At 72.4% G+C, this 14282-nt stretch carries 13 protein-coding genes; 2 read left to right on the top strand and 11 right to left on the bottom strand.

Features of this window, described 5'->3' with window-relative positions; genetic code table 11:
* Positions 1–34: 34 nt before the first annotated feature.
* The 8 genes from ACIBJB_RS44260 to rpe form a co-directional block, all read right to left on the bottom strand.
* Positions 35–226 (bottom strand): hypothetical protein, encoded by a 192-nt coding sequence (locus tag ACIBJB_RS44260; RefSeq protein ID WP_398939828.1) that lies wholly within the window; start codon positions 224–226, stop codon positions 35–37.
* A 3-nt stretch (positions 227–229) separates the two neighbouring features.
* A complete protein-coding gene (locus ACIBJB_RS44265) occupies positions 230–616 on the bottom strand; it encodes a hypothetical protein (RefSeq protein WP_398939829.1) in 387 nt (128 codons plus the stop codon).
* A gap of 15 nt (positions 617–631) precedes the next feature.
* Positions 632–1147 carry a GNAT family N-acetyltransferase gene (locus ACIBJB_RS44270; protein ID WP_398939830.1) on the bottom strand — a complete coding sequence of 172 codons (516 nt, stop codon included), beginning with the start codon at positions 1145–1147 and terminating at the stop codon, positions 632–634.
* 88 nt (positions 1148–1235) lie between these two features.
* Positions 1236–2678, bottom strand: a complete 1443-nt coding sequence (locus ACIBJB_RS44275) for a GuaB1 family IMP dehydrogenase-related protein (protein ID WP_398939846.1) — start codon at positions 2676–2678, stop codon at positions 1236–1238.
* A 132-nt stretch (positions 2679–2810) separates the two neighbouring features.
* Entirely contained in the window at positions 2811–3125 is a 315-nt protein-coding gene (locus tag ACIBJB_RS44280) for a barstar family protein (protein WP_398939831.1), read from the bottom strand.
* On the bottom strand, positions 3122–3490 hold the full coding sequence (locus ACIBJB_RS44285) for a ribonuclease domain-containing protein (protein WP_398939832.1): 369 nt from the start codon (positions 3488–3490) through the stop codon (positions 3122–3124). The genes ACIBJB_RS44280 and ACIBJB_RS44285 overlap by 4 nt, the downstream gene beginning before the upstream one ends.
* Positions 3491–3530: 40 nt before the next feature.
* Entirely contained in the window at positions 3531–4574 is a 1044-nt protein-coding gene (locus ACIBJB_RS44290; RefSeq protein WP_398939833.1) for a sugar-binding transcriptional regulator, read from the bottom strand.
* Positions 4575–4652: 78 nt separating this feature from the next.
* Positions 4653–5339, bottom strand: a complete 687-nt coding sequence (gene rpe / locus ACIBJB_RS44295; RefSeq protein WP_398939834.1) for a ribulose-phosphate 3-epimerase — start codon at positions 5337–5339, stop codon at positions 4653–4655.
* Between the two features lie 134 nt (positions 5340–5473).
* Here rpe and ACIBJB_RS44300 point away from each other — a divergent pair, with 134 nt between their 5' ends.
* The gene (locus ACIBJB_RS44300) at positions 5474–7630 is read left to right on the top strand and encodes an MMPL family transporter (protein WP_398939835.1); all 2157 of its coding nucleotides are present in this window, start codon (positions 5474–5476) and stop codon (positions 7628–7630) included.
* 1 nt (position 7631) lies between these two features.
* Here the strand turns inward: ACIBJB_RS44300 and ACIBJB_RS44305 are convergent, their stop codons facing one another.
* Both ACIBJB_RS44305 and fmt read right to left on the bottom strand, forming a co-directional pair.
* Positions 7632–9050 (bottom strand): RsmB/NOP family class I SAM-dependent RNA methyltransferase, encoded by a 1419-nt coding sequence (locus tag ACIBJB_RS44305; RefSeq protein WP_398939836.1) that lies wholly within the window; start codon positions 9048–9050, stop codon positions 7632–7634.
* Positions 9051–9570: 520 nt separating this feature from the next.
* Positions 9571–10503, bottom strand: a complete 933-nt coding sequence (gene fmt / locus ACIBJB_RS44310; protein ID WP_398939837.1) for a methionyl-tRNA formyltransferase — start codon at positions 10501–10503, stop codon at positions 9571–9573.
* Positions 10504–10784: 281 nt separating this feature from the next.
* Here fmt and ACIBJB_RS44315 point away from each other — a divergent pair, with 281 nt between their 5' ends.
* Positions 10785–11336 (top strand): hypothetical protein, encoded by a 552-nt coding sequence (locus tag ACIBJB_RS44315; RefSeq protein WP_398939838.1) that lies wholly within the window; start codon positions 10785–10787, stop codon positions 11334–11336.
* Between the two features lie 513 nt (positions 11337–11849).
* On the opposite strand, the gene ACIBJB_RS44320 is transcribed toward ACIBJB_RS44315, so the two are convergent.
* The gene (locus ACIBJB_RS44320) at positions 11850–14027 is read right to left on the bottom strand and encodes a primosomal protein N' (protein WP_398939839.1); all 2178 of its coding nucleotides are present in this window, start codon (positions 14025–14027) and stop codon (positions 11850–11852) included.
* Positions 14028–14282 lie beyond the last annotated feature (255 nt).

The raw sequence follows: 14282 nt of genomic DNA on the forward strand, positions 1-14282 counted from the left end.
GGACGTTCGTCGCGCGCGCCCCTACCGACACCCCTCAGCGCTCCTCCGGCTCCCCCGCCACCGCCCGGGCCCGCGCCACGTCCGCCTCATCGAACCCGTCTGCCGGGCCGTCCGTACGCCACCGCCCGAACATCGATCCGCCGCGCGTGCGCCTCCCACGCCGCAGGACTCCCATCGCGTTCCACGCCGACACGTGGAGGATCGTCGCGTGCGCGCCTACGGACACCCCTCAGCGCTCCTCCGGCTCCCCCGCCACCGCCCGGGCCTCAGCCACGTCCGCCTCATCGAAGCCCATCTGGCCGGGCTTGCCGTATGCCTCCCGCTGGGCGTCGATCCAGCGTGTGTGTGCCTCCCAGGCGGCCTGTTTGCTGGTGCCCAGCGCGGCCCCGATCTGCGACCAGGAGGCGCCGGCCTCGCGGGCGGCGCGCACGGTCAGCTGGCGGCCGTAGGACGCCTTGCGGGCCACGACCTCGCTCAGCGCGAGGAGTTCGAGCAGTTCGGCCCGGTCGGGGGTGTCCGTGGCCCCGCCCAGCGCCTCCCGCATGCGCAGCTCGTCGAGCCGCGAGACGGCGGTCAGCAGGGTGTGCTGCGGCTCGATGCTCTCGGGTGTCGTCATGCTCCCAGGCTTGCGTCAGGCAGGCTTGACGTCAAGGTGGCCTGCCGCAAGTTCTCGGACGAGGAACGTGCAGGCGTCGACGCACTCACGGGTCGTGCCGTCGTGGTCCTGGTAGGAGTAGCGGTCCAGGTAGTCGGTCACCGGCCGGTAGCCGAGCCGTGCGTACAGGCCCGCCGCGCGCGGGTTGTCCTGCCCGACCCCGATGCCCACGGTCGTCAGACCCCGCTTGCGGGCCAGCCCCTCGGCGGCCCGGATCAGCTCGGTGCCGATCCCCCGTGAGCGCAGTTCCTCGGGCCAGACCGCGAGGCCGCCGATCTCGGGGCAGTCCAGGGTGACCTCGGGGGCGGCACACCCGGTCCAGCGCATCTCCGCGTGTCCCACGGGCCGCCCCTCCAGCCACGCGACGAGATACGTGCACTCCCCCGCCTCCTGCCGCGTGAACCGCCGGGCGTGGAAGGACGTGGCTCCCGGCGATCCCAAGTACCGGTCCAGCAGCGCGACATCGCCGCTCCGGCAGACGCTGATCTCCATACGACGACCGTACGGACCGGGACGGCGGACGGCCCCCGAATTTTCCCCGGGCCCCCGCACAAACGGGGGCCCCGCACAGCGGACGGACTCAGCTCCAGCTGGCGTGCAGCGGCTTGCCCTCGGCGTAGCCGGCCGCGCTCTGGATACCGACGACCGCCTTCTCGGCGAACTCCTCCAGGGAGCCCGCACCGGCGTAGGTGCAGGACGAGCGGACGCCCGCGATGATCGAGTCGATCAGGTCCTCGACACCCGGGCGGGCCGGGTCGAGGAACATCCGGGAGGTGGAGATGCCCTCCTCGAACAGCGCCTTGCGGGCCCGGTCGTACGCCGACTCGTCCGACGTGCGGTTGCGCACCGCCCGCGCGGACGCCATGCCGAAGGACTCCTTGTAGAGGCGTCCGCTCGCGTCCTGCTGGAGGTCGCCCGGCGACTCGTAGGTGCCCGCGAACCAGGATCCGATCATCACGTTGGACGCGCCGGCGGCCAGCGCCATGGCGACGTCGCGCGGGTGCCGGACACCGCCGTCGGCCCACACGTGCTTGCCGTACTTCTTCGCCTCGGCCGCGCACTCCAGGACCGCCGAGAACTGCGGCCGGCCGACACCGGTCATCATCCGGGTGGTGCACATGGCGCCGGGGCCCACACCGACCTTGATGATGTCCGCACCGGCCTCGACCAGGTCCCGCACACCCTCGGCCGCCACGATATTGCCGGCCACGATCGGTACCTGCGGGTCGAGCGCCCGCACCGTCCTGATCGCGGTGATCATCGACTCCTGGTGGCCGTGCGCGGTGTCGATGACGAGCGTGTCGACGCCCGCGTCGAGCAGCTGCTTGGCCTTCTCCGCGAAGTCGCCGTTGACACCCACGGCGGCGGCGATGCGCAGCCTGCCCCGGGCGTCCACGGCCGGGGTGTACAGCGTGGCCCGCAGGGCGCCCTTGCGAGTGAGGATGCCGGCGAGGCGGCCGTCCTGGTCGACGGCGGGGGCGTAGCGGCGGTTGGCCGCGTCGAGGCGGTTGAAGGCCTCACGGGGGTCGATGTCCGCGTCCAGGAGCAGCAGATCCCGGGACATGACGACCTCGAGCTGCGTGAAACGGTCGACCCCGGTCAGGTCCCGGTCGGTGACGACACCGACGGGCCGGCCCGCCTCGTCGACGACCACACCGGCGTTGTGCGCGCGCTTGGGCAGCAGGGCCAGCGCGTCGGCGACGGTCTGGTGCGGGGCCAGCACGATCGGGGTGTCCAGGACGTGGTGGCGGCTCTTCACCCAGGAGACGACCTCGGTGACGACCTCGATCGGGATGTCCTGCGGGATGACCACGAGGCCACCGCGGCGGGCCACGGTCTCGGCCATACGACGCCCGGCGATGGCGGTCATGTTGGCGACGACCAGCGGGATCGTGGTGCCCGTGCCGTCCGGGGAGCTGAGGTCCACCCCCTGCCGCGAACCGACGGCGCTGCGGCTCGGGACCATGAAGACGTCGTCGTACGTCAGGTCGTACGGGGGCTGGATGTCGTTGAGGAAACGCACGTGCTGCACATCCCAGTCGATCAGAGGTGGCCCCCGGACAGGTCAGCCAGGGGGAAAGAGCACGTACTTCATTCTCCCATGCCGGGCGCAACGCCACCCACGGGCGAATCGTCCAGACCGGCCGGAGGGGCCTTAGGACGAACCTCCAAGGGCGAGCGCCACGGTGAGCGCGGACGCCTGCGAGAACACCTCACGCGCGGTCGCCCATTCGTCCGGCCGGGCCCCGGCGTACCGGTCCCAGTTCCGTACGACGACGACGGTCTCCTCGGCGACGGCGTCCTCGGAGCCGTCCTCGGACCACAGGCCCGGGTCGGAGAGGACGTCGGCCAGCGCGTCCCAGTTGCGGCCGAACCAGTCCGGCAGCCGCAGGTCCCGGACGCAGCGGTCCATCAGGCCCGTCTTGTCCGCGACCCCGTCGAGGTCCAGCGTGACCACGCGTGCCGTCATCTCAGTACCGCCCTGAACGAGTCGTAGTGATCATCGGTGTAGTAGATCTCCCCGCCCTGCCCGGTGACGATGCGTCGGGCCCCGCGATCGCGCGAGCCCGGGGTGGGGACGGTGTATTCGTGGTAGTAGCCGCGCTGGTGGACGGGCAGCAGCCGCTCGAAGTTCCCGAAGACGGAGCCGTCCTTGGCGTACGGGAACGGCCCGCCCCTGTCGATGAGTTCGAGGGTCTGCCGGGCCTCGGCCGGGAGCCTCGACGCCTGGACGGTGGCCAGGCCGCCGCCGAGCGAGGGATCGTGGCCGGTGGCCGAACACCCGGTCAGGGCCAGTACGCACAGAAGCATTCGGGAGACGAACCGCAGCAGCATGCGCTCGATGCTGCCACGGCCGTCCCCTCATGACCTTCCGTCAGGGCCCGTCGGGGTCCGCCCTGTTGAGCGCCGGCTTCGGCGGGGTACCCGCCGTCATCAGGTAGTCCGCGGCCGAGGTGTCCGTCACCAGGCTGGTGACGAGTCCGGACCGCAGCACGGCGTCGATCGCGGCCCCCTTCCGCTGGCCGCCCGCGATCGCGACGACCTCGGGGATACGGCGGAGCTGCTCGGTCTTGACGGTGATGCACCGCTCCCCCAGGTCCCGTCCGACTCGGCGGCCCTCGGCATCGAAGAGGTGCGCGGACATCTCGGCGGCGACACCGAGGGAGGCGTAGTGCGCCCGCTCCTCGTCGCTGAGCATGTCGTGCACCGTCGAGATGCCCGGCTCCCAGGAGCCGATGGAGACACAGGCGACCGTGACCTTGTCGAAGTACTCGAAGGCCCGCGCGATCCCGGTCTGGTTGCGCAACGCGGCCGCGGTGGCCGCGTCCGGCAGCAGCATCGGCGCGTAGATGGGGTGGGCGTCCCCGCCGGACACCTGGGCGGCCCGCCGCACCGCCTCCACCGAACCGCGCTCGGCGGTCCCGGCGTCGTACACCCCCGTCAGCTGCACCACCGTGCACGGCGGCAGCCGGTCGAGGGCGGCCGCCATGTGGATGGTGGAACGACCCCAGGCCAGGCCCAGGATGGCTCCTTCGTCGACCAGCTCACCGAGCAGGTCGGCGGCCACTTCTCCCAGGTTCTCGGGGTCCGGCGAGTCCTGGGCCTCGGCCGGGGACTCGACCACGACGGCGTGCCTGAGGCCGTAGCGGGCGCGGAGCGCGTCGGAGCGCTCGGCGTCCAGCTCGGCCGGCACGCGGATCTCGATGCGTACGAGATCCCGTTCGAGAGCGGTCTCCAGGACCCGGGCCACCTTGAAGCGGCTGACGCCGAACTCCTCCGCGATCTGGATCTTGGACTTGCCCTCGAGGTAGAAGCGGCGGGCCATGGCCGCCGCCTGCACCAGCTCAGCGGGTCCCATCCGCATGGCTGACCGGCCAGCCGACATACCCGACACGGCGATCTCCTCACTGCTGTTCACACTCTGGATTCGCCGTTCATCCTTGCAGATCCGGCGCGCTTGATCAGCCCTGATGGGAGCCGTTCACATTCCTGACGCTCAGTGGTCGCACGCCCACGAAGCCTTCGCGGTCGCCCCCTCCGCCTGGTTGCGCAATACACGTACCGCCTCGGCCGGGTCGGACGCCCCGTACACCGCGGACCCGGCGACGAAGACATCGGCGCCCGCGTCCGCGCAGCGCTCGATCGTGGAGGCCGAGACGCCACCGTCCACCTGAAGCCACAGCTCAAGCCCGTGCTTGCTGATCAACTCGCGGGTCCGGCGAATCTTCGGGAGCATGATGTCGAGGAAGGCCTGTCCCCCGAAACCGGGCTCGACCGTCATGATCAGCAGCATGTCGAGCTCGGGGAGCAGGTCCTCGTACGGCTCGATGGGCGTCGCGGGCTTCAGCGCCATGGCGGCGCGGGCGCCCTTGGCCCGGATCTCCCGGGCGAGCCGGACCGGAGCGGCGGCAGCCTCCACATGGAAGGTGACGGAGGAGGCCCCCGCCTCTACGTACTGGGGCGCCCAGCGATCGGGGGCCTCGATCATCAGATGGCAGTCCAGCGGGGTGTCCGTCGCACGGGCCAGAGACTCTACGACCGGCACACCGAGCGTGAGGTTCGGGACGAAATGGTTGTCCATGACGTCTACGTGGAGCCAGTCGGCTCCCTCGACCGCCGTCGCCTCGTCCGCGAGGCGGGCGAAGTCGGCGGACAGGATGCTGGGATTGATCTGCGCGGCCATGCCCCAAGCCTCCCATGCCGGGGCGCGAAGGGGAGCGCCGGTCCGGACCTAAGCCGTTCATCGGATGTTGTGGACGACCTGTGCGTGCCATGCTGGGCGGCTGATCGGCTCGACTGGTGGCGCCGGGGGTGGCCATGACCGGGAATCGGGGCATCGCGCACTTCGTCTGCGGACGGCGTGCCAAGTGGGTAGTGCTGGCGCTATGGCTGGTGGTGCTGTTCCTGACGGCACCCCTGGCCTCCAAGCTCACCGACGCCCAGGACAACGACGCGGCCTCCTGGCTGCCCGGCTCCGCGGAGTCGACCCAGGTCCTGCAGCTCTCCGAGGACTTCAGGCCGGAACAGATCCCCGCGGTCGTCGTCTACGCGCGCGAGAGCGGCCTCACGCCGCAGGAGCGGGCCGCGATCGCCAAGGACACGGCCGAGATCAAACAGCTCACCGCACACGGCATCCGCGGCTCGGAGACCCGGGGCCCGATCTACGACCGGCAGAGCGACCCGCGCGCGGCCCAGGTCCTCGTCCCGATCACCATGGACGAGAAGGGCTGGGAGGAGATCTCGCCCGCCGTCGACTCCGTCCGTGACGTCGTGGGCAAGGGCGGCGACGGCCTCGCCGTGCACATCACCGGCCCTGGCGGCACGTCCGCGGACTTCTCCGAGGCCTTCGAGGGCATCGACTCGACTCTGCTGCTGTCGGCGATGGCCGTCGTCATCGTCATGCTGCTCATCACCTTCCGCAGCCCCACCCTGCTCCTGGTCCCGCTGCTCTCCGTGGTCGCCGCGCTGTTCACCGCGCAGGCCTTCATCTACCTGCTCGCCGAGCACGCCGGACTGACCGTCAACGGCCAGAGCGCGGGCATTCTGACCGTGCTCGTCTTCGGCGCGGGGACCGACTATGCCCTGTTGCTGGTCGCCCGCTACCGGGAGGAACTGCACCACCACGAGGACCGCCACGAGGCGATGGCCCTCGCCCTGCACCGCGCGGGCCCGGCAGTGCTCGCCTCCGGCGCGACCGTCGTCCTGAGCATGCTGGTCCTGCTGACCGCCGAGATGAACTCGACCCGGGGCCTCGGTCCGGTCGCCGCGATCGGTGTCGCGGTCGCCCTGCTGGCGATGACGACCCTGTTCCCGGCCCTGTTGGTGATCTTCGGCCGCTGGATCTTCTGGCCGGCCATCCCGCGCTTCGGCGCCCCCGACCGCATCGAGACCGGCCTCTGGGCCCGCGCCGGCCGCCGTATGGCCCTCCGCCCCCGGATGGTCTGGAGTGCCACGGCAGCGGCCCTCGTCATCTGCTCGCTCGGCCTGATCCAGCTGCGCGCCGAAGGCATCAGCAACGCGGACGCGTTCACCGGGAAACCCGACTCGATCACCGGCCAGGAGGTGTCCGCGCAGTACTTCCCGGCGGGCAGCGGCGATCCTCTGGTCGTCGTCAGCAACCAGGCCCAGGCACGACAGGTCGGCGAGGCGGTCGCGGGGACCCGGGGAGTCGTGCCCACGTCCCTCGGCCTGCCACCGGGCACGAAACCGTCGCACGAGGGCAAGGTCCTCTTCGAGGCGACGATGACCGCCCCGTCCGACAGCGAGGCCGCGAAACAGACGGTGGAACGGGTCCGGGACGCCGTCCACGCGGTCCCGGACGCCGACGCCCAGGTCGGCGGCGGTACGGCCGCCCTGCTCGACATGGACAAGGCGACCACGCACGACAACATCCTGATCATCCCGCTGGTGCTGGTCGTGGTGATGCTGATCCTGTGCGGCCTGCTGCGTGCCCTGATCGCCCCGCTGCTGCTGATCGGGACGGTGATCCTGTCCTTCGCGGCGGCCCTGGGCATCAGCGCCCTGGCCTTCCGCCATGTCTTCGACTACGCGGGCGAGTCCACGGACTTCCCGCTGTTCGTCTTCGTCTTCCTGGTGGCCCTCGGCATCGACTACAACATCTTCCTGACCACCCGCATCCGCGAGGAGGCGGCCCACGGGGGCACCCGCGCGGGCGTGATCACGGGTCTGGCCGCGACCGGCGCCGTCATCACCTCCGCCGGCCTGGTCCTGGCCGGCACCTTCGCCGCTCTCGGCACCCTGCCGATGGTCGCCTTCGCGGAGATCGGCTTCACGGTGGCGCTGGGCGTCCTGCTGGACACGTTCATCGTGCGGTCGGTGCTGGTCACGTCCCTGTTCCTGGACGTGGGCGAGAAGGTGTGGTGGCCCAGCAAACTGGCCAACGGTGACCCGACCGACCCAGGGGCGCGGGGAACTGCGCGACCAGCCACGACGGCGCCGCAGACGCGCGACTAGATCACCCTGTCCTGCGGATGACCGCCAGATACATCGCATCGGTCCCGTGCACATGCGGCCACAACTGAACGTCGGGGCCCTCCCCCAGCTCTGGCACACCCGGGAACAATGGCCGCGCATCGACAAGCTCGGCGGCCGGCCACTGCTTGAGCACGTCCTCGACAACGGCCCTGGTCTCCGCGAGATGAGGCGAACAGGTCGCGTATCCGACGACTCCGCCGACCCGGACGGAGTCCAGCGCGGTGCTCAACAACCCCCGCTGCAACGGCCCGAACCCCTCCAGATCCTCGGGCCGACGCCGCCACCGGGCCTCTGGCCGACGCCGCAACGCCCCAAGTCCCGTGCACGGCACATCCATCAGCACCCGGTCGAAACTCCCCGGCTGCCACGGCGGCCGCGTCCCGTCCGCGGCGATGACCTGGTACGGCCCGGGATTCCCGGCGAGCGCCTTGGCGACGAGGCCGGCCCGGTGCGGCTGCTTCTCGGAGGCGAGCAGCACGGCCCCCCGCTCGGCGGCCAGCGCGGCGAGCAGTGCGGCCTTGCCACCCGGCCCGGCGCACCCGTCGAGCCACTTCTCGTCCCGGCCCTCGACAGGCGCGTTCGCGAGGGCCAACGCGACAAGCTGACTCCCCTCGTCCTGCACCCCGGCCCGGCCCTCCCGTACGGCGTCGACGGCACCGGGCTCACCGCCCTCGGACAGCCGTACGGCATACGGCGACCAGCGCCCCGCCACGGCGGACTCCTCGTGCAGGAGTTCCTCGGCGGTGGACCGCCCCGGCCGGGCGACGAGGGTCACCTCGGGCCGCTCGTTGTCGGCCTCCAGCAGCCGCTCGATGCCGGCCCGCCCGCCGCCGAGGGAGTCCCACAGCGCGGAGACGACCCAGCGGGGGTGCGAGTGCACGACGGCGAGATGGTCCTCGGGATCGTCGTCGTAGGGCGGAGCCACCTTCGCGACCCACCCGTCGAGGTCGTCCTGCGCGATCTTCCGCAGCACGGCGTTGACGAACTTGGCGCGTCCGTCCCCGAGCACGACCCGCGCGAGCTCGACGGAGGCGGACACGGCGGCATGGGTCGGGATGCGCGTCCCGAGCAGCTGATGCGCCCCGAGGCTCAGCACGTCGAGCACCGGCGGATCGACCTCGCGGAGCGGCCGGTCGACACACTCGGCGATGATCGCGTCGTACGTCCCCTGCCGGCGCAGCGTCCCGTACACGAGCTCGGTGGCGAGCGCCGCGTCCCGCGCCTCGAAGCCGCCCTTCTCCCGCGCCTTGCGCAACAGCGGCGGCAGGACGAGGTTGGCGTACGCGTCCCGCTCGTCCACGGCCCGCAGCGCCTCGAAGGCGAGGATGCGGACGGGGTCCTTCTGGGGCCGACGGTAGGGCTTGCCGGTCTTGTGGGGCCGACGGGGCTGGTCGCTCACGAAAAAGGTGCTCCGGGTTCAAGTTTGGTGACGCCCCAAGCGTACGTCCGCGGGAGGCGACGTCACCCTTCGAGGGCCGGGTGCTCCCGAGGCGAGGCGTCACATGCCGAAGCCGGACTCGCACCGGATCCCGCCGACCACCGTCACACGGGCGCCCGGCCCCGACACTCCGACGACCGACCGCCACCAACCGCGACTCCAGCCCCTGCCCGCACGACCTGCCACAGACGCAGGCACCCCACGCCACCCACCGGATCCACCGACCACCGCCACCCGACAGGAGCCTGGGCCCGGGCACTCCGACGACCGACGGCCGACGCCACCCGAGCCGCGGGGGAGACTTCCGGCATCCCGCCCACGCTCGCCGTCCTGAGACCCGTCGGCAGCCTGGTCCGGCGCCACCGGCCCGTGCCGGAGACCGGCGCACTGCGACTCGCCGTCGCCGTCGCCGTCGCCGTCGCCGTCGCCGACCAGGCTGACCGACCACCGTCGGCAGCCCGGCCGCGCTGTCGCGGACGCGTCACCCGCCGACGGTCTCCCCGTCCGAGATCCTGACGCCCCGCGCCCAGTCCGCGGCCTTCATCGGCTTCTTGCCCTGTGCCTGCACCCACAGCAACTCGACGCCGTACGACCCGGTCCCGATGTGGACGGTGTTCTTGCCGACGGAGAGGGCGCCGGGGGCGAGATCGGTCCGGTCGGGAACCGGCTGGACCTGGATGAGCTTGAGCCGCTCGCCGCGGAAGGTCGTCCAGGCGCCGGGCGAGGGGTGACACCCCCGCACGACCCGGTCCACCCGCACGGCGGGCGCGGCCCAGTCGACCCGCGCGTCCTCGACGGTGATCTTCGGGGCGACGGTGATGCCCTCCGACGGCTGCGGTACCGCCTTCAGCGTGCCGTCGGCGATGCCGTCCATGGTCGCGGCGAGCAGCCCGGCACCGGCGAAGGCGAGCCGGGTCAACAGGTCACCGCTGGTGTCGGTGGGCCGGATCTCCTCGGTTACGGTGCCGTAGACGGGCCCGGAGTCGAGCCCCTCCTCGATGAGGAAGGTCGAAGCGCCCGTGATCTCGTCCCCCGCCATGATGGAGTGCTGCACAGGAGCGGCCCCACGCCAGGCGGGAAGCAGCGAGAAGTGCAGGTTGACCCAGCCGTGGGCGGGGATGTCGAGGGCGACTCGGGGCAGAAGGGCGCCGTAGGCGACGACGGGGCAGCAGTCCGGGGCGATCTCACGAAGCCGCTCGAGGAACTCCGGATCCCGCGGCTTGACGGGCTTCAGCACCTCGATCCCCGCCTCCTCGGCCCGCTCCGCGACCGGGCTCGCGACCAGCCTGCGCCCCCGCCCGGCCGGCGCGTCCGGCCGGGTGACGACGGCGGCGACCTCATGCCGCCCGGAGGCGATGAGAGCGTCCAGAGCGGGAACGGCGACCTCGGGGGTACCGGCGAAGACGAGCTTCATGGGTGGACAGGGCCTCTCGGACGGGGGACTCGGACGGGTGACGACGGGCAACGCACAAGTCTATGGCGAGGCGTGACCGCCGCACGGCCGGAGAGGGATCCCACGGGCGAGACCCGTGTTCCCGATCAGGGCGCGAACCCCCACCCCCGGCGCACGCATATGCCGGTACGCCCCCAATGCGTGACCAGCGGAGCGTAAACGCGTTGGTCAAGAAAGAGTTGACCACAACGGGCCGCGATCGCGGCCCCATCCTTTTCAACGCCGGTTCGAGAGGCTTGTTCATGGCCGACCACGCAACCCACGACGCCCAGGCTCGGGCCAGCCTGCACTTGCTGGTGCGGGACATCGAGCGGGTCCGCCGGCAGGTGGACGCACTGCGCACCCTGACCGCCCAGTTGGGCAACGTCTACCGCCCGCGCCGCTCCGGCCCCTCCACGGGCTTCGTCGTCTACGGACGCGCCCCCGCCCCCACGGTCCGTCTCGCGCAGGAGCTGCGGGACAGCGTCGAGACCCTGGTGACGGCCGCGGTCGACTTCGACCGCTCGCTCGGCTTCTCGTGGGACGCGGTGGGCTCCGCCCTCGGCGTCACCAAGCAGGCGGTCCACCGTCGTTACGGCGCCCGCCGCGCCGCGGCCCAGGCGACGGCCGACGCCGAGCGGGCCACAGAGACGGCGGGGACCCGCACGGTCAGTGTCAACACCGGCATCCCCACGGTGCCCGCGGTTCCGACCGTTCCCGCGGCCCGCTCCATGCCGACCCAGCCCACCGCGGGCAGCCCCACCCTCCGCGACGAGGCAAGGCCCACCGCCTTCCCCGGCCCGCGCAACGGCTGACCCACTTCCCCCCTCTCTGCCCTCCCACCCCACGACCGGGAGGGCAGACGCATGTCCTCACCCACCCCGCCCCGGGCGGTTCCCGTGGCCCCCACAGATCGCGTCGGCCTTATGCCTGCGACCACGCGATCGCGTGGCCCCGCTGTCCTGCGCACAGGTCGCCCGGCCCGCGGCCTTGCGGCTGCGGCCACGGCCGCCACGATCACGTAGGCCCCATGTCCCCGCATCCAGATCGCCCGAGCCGCCTCGCCCCGCCCGCGACCCACGCGCACACCCCGGCCACCCCCAGATCACCGCGGCCACGCGGCTGCGGCCACGACCACCACGAGCGCATGGGCCCCATGTCCTCGCAGCCAGATCGCCCGAGCCGCCTCACCCCGCCCGCGACCCACCCGAACACCCCGGCCACCCCCAGATCACCGCGGCCTCACCGCCACCACGAGAGCGCGGGCCCCCTGTCCCCACGCCCAGATCGCCCGACCCGCCCCTCGCACTCGCACGCGCACCCGACCGTCATCCAATGTCGGGCGGGTCAATCCGCACCCACACCGCCGCCTCACCTCCGCCCCCGGACCCGCCCCCGCCCCCGCCCCGAGCCATCCGCGTAGCCTGCGCCGACTTGAGGGAAGACGCCAACGCCGCTCCCCTTCCCGGCGGCACCCGCACAAGCACCCGCTCCCACCGCTCCCCGACCGGTGGCGCCCCCACCCTTCGAGGCCCCCCGGCCACCGTCACCGGCAACGGCACAGGCCCCAACACCTCGGCCTCAGCAGGCAGTTCCACGGCCGCCAGAAACTCGGCGAGCGCCTCCCCCGTCCCCGACACCGCGGCCATCCGCGACACCGGCGGAAACCCCAACTCGGCCCGCTCCCCCAACTCCCGGACCGCATGCCCCACTGGGTCCCACCGCACCAACGCCTGCACAGGCCGTAGCGTGGGCTCGGCAACTACCACCACCGTGCCCCCGGCATCCTGCGCCCGCACCAGCGCCGACGCCCCGATCCACCGCCGTAGCGCGTCCTCCCCGGCCCGCAGATCCGGCCGCCCGAGCATCGCCCACCCGTCCAGCAACAACGCCGCCGCATACCCGCCCTCGGCGACGGGCTCCGCCCCCGGCGTACTCACCACGAGCGCCGGCGCCCCCGGCACGGTGTCCAGCACATGTTCACGACCGGACGTCCGCACCGGAACAGCCGGAAACGCCCGCCCCAACTCCTCCGCGGTACGCCGTGCCCCCACCACCTGCGCCCGCAACCGGAAGCCCCCGCACTCCGGACAGTGCCAGGCCGCCTCCTCGCGCCCACACCACCCGCACCGCAGCGCCGCCCCGGACTCCTGCCCCTCCAACGGCCCGGCACAGTGCCGACACCGCGCCGGCTCCCGGCAGTTGGCGCACGCCATCCGCGGCACATACCCCCGCCGCGGCACCTGCACGAGCACCGGTCCGTGCCGCAAGCCCTCCCTGACGGCCTGCCAGGCGAGCGTGGGCAACCGGGCCGCCCGAGCCGCCTCGTCCCGGGCGAGATCCTGGTCCCCCACGGTCCGCACCAGCGGAGCGACGGCCCGCACCTGCTCCCGCGAGGCGACGAGCGGCCGCGCCCACCCGCTCTCCACGAGCTGCGCGGCCTCCACCGTGCAACTCCAACTCCCCACCAGAAAGCCGCACTTGTCCAGCGCGGCCCGCAGCAGCAACACCTCACGCGCATGCGGCTGCGGAGCATGCGGCTCACTGTGACTGTCGTCGCCGTCGTCCCAGAGAGCGACGAGCCCCAGGTCCCGCACCGGGGCGAACATGGCGGCTCGGGTTCCGACCACCGCCCGCACGGCCCCGCGCCGCACGGCCAGCCACTCCCGATACCGCTTCTCGGGCCCGGCGTCGGCGGTCAGGACCGCATGCCGCCCCTCCCCCAGCACCGAGGTCAGCGCGGCGTCGACCCGCGCGACGGCCCGCCCGTCCGGCACGACGACCAGCGCCCCCCGCCCCGAGGCCAGGGTCGCGGCAACGGCCCGCGCCAGCTCCTCACTCCACTCCGGCCCGGGCAGGGCGTTCCACACCGCGCGCGGTGCGCCCCCCGAGGCCAGCGACTCCAGAAACGCGTCCCCCCGCTCGTACCGCCCCCAGGACCCGACCTCGGGGGTCGCGGGCGGCGGCAACGGCTCGGGCGAAGGCCGCTGCTCGGCCCGAGCGCTACGCGGCGGGACGGCAAGCTGCAACACATCCGCCAGACTCCCCGCATACCGGTCGGCGACGGCCCGAGCGAGCCCCAGAAGCTCCTCACTGAGCACCGGCTCCGGCGAGACGACCTGAGCAAGCGCCGCCAGCGGCCCGGAATAGTCCGACTCGGCAAGCCGCTCGATCAGAAACCCGTCGATCAGCCCCCCGCCCTCACGCCGCCCTTCCCGCACCCGCCCGCGCCCAGCCCCGAACCGCACACGCACCCGCACCCCCGGCTGCGCATCCGCATCGAGCTCCTCGGGCACGGCGTAGTCGAAGTACCGGTCAAGATGCAGTACGCCCTTGTCCACCAGCACCCGCGCGACCGGCAGCTCCTTGGCCAGGGCGGCACCCCGCCACGTCCGCGGCTTGGCCCGCGGCACCTTGGCCTTGCGCACGCTCTCCCGAATCAAGGCAAGCTGCTCGGGCTGCGCTCCTTCGGCGCCACCGTCCACGGACCCGTTCTCGCTGCTCACGCTTGCATTCTTACCAAACCCCACTGACAACTGACGCCGCCCGGACCCGAAGGGGCCCTTTCCCGCGGGCGCGCACGTCCGGCCGGTGACGCGCCGAGGCCCGGCGCCCCCAAGGGGACACCGGGCCTCGCGGCAACCCGCAGGGGCTTGCTTGCGGACTTACAGGCCCGCGGCCTTCTTCAGTGCCTCCACGCGGTCCGTCTTCTCCCACGTGAACTCGGGCAGCTCGCGGCCGAAGTGGCCGTACGCCGCCGT

It is taken from the genome of Streptomyces sp. NPDC050759, assembly GCF_044456945.1.
Lineage (GTDB): Bacteria > Actinomycetota > Actinomycetes > Streptomycetales > Streptomycetaceae > Streptomyces.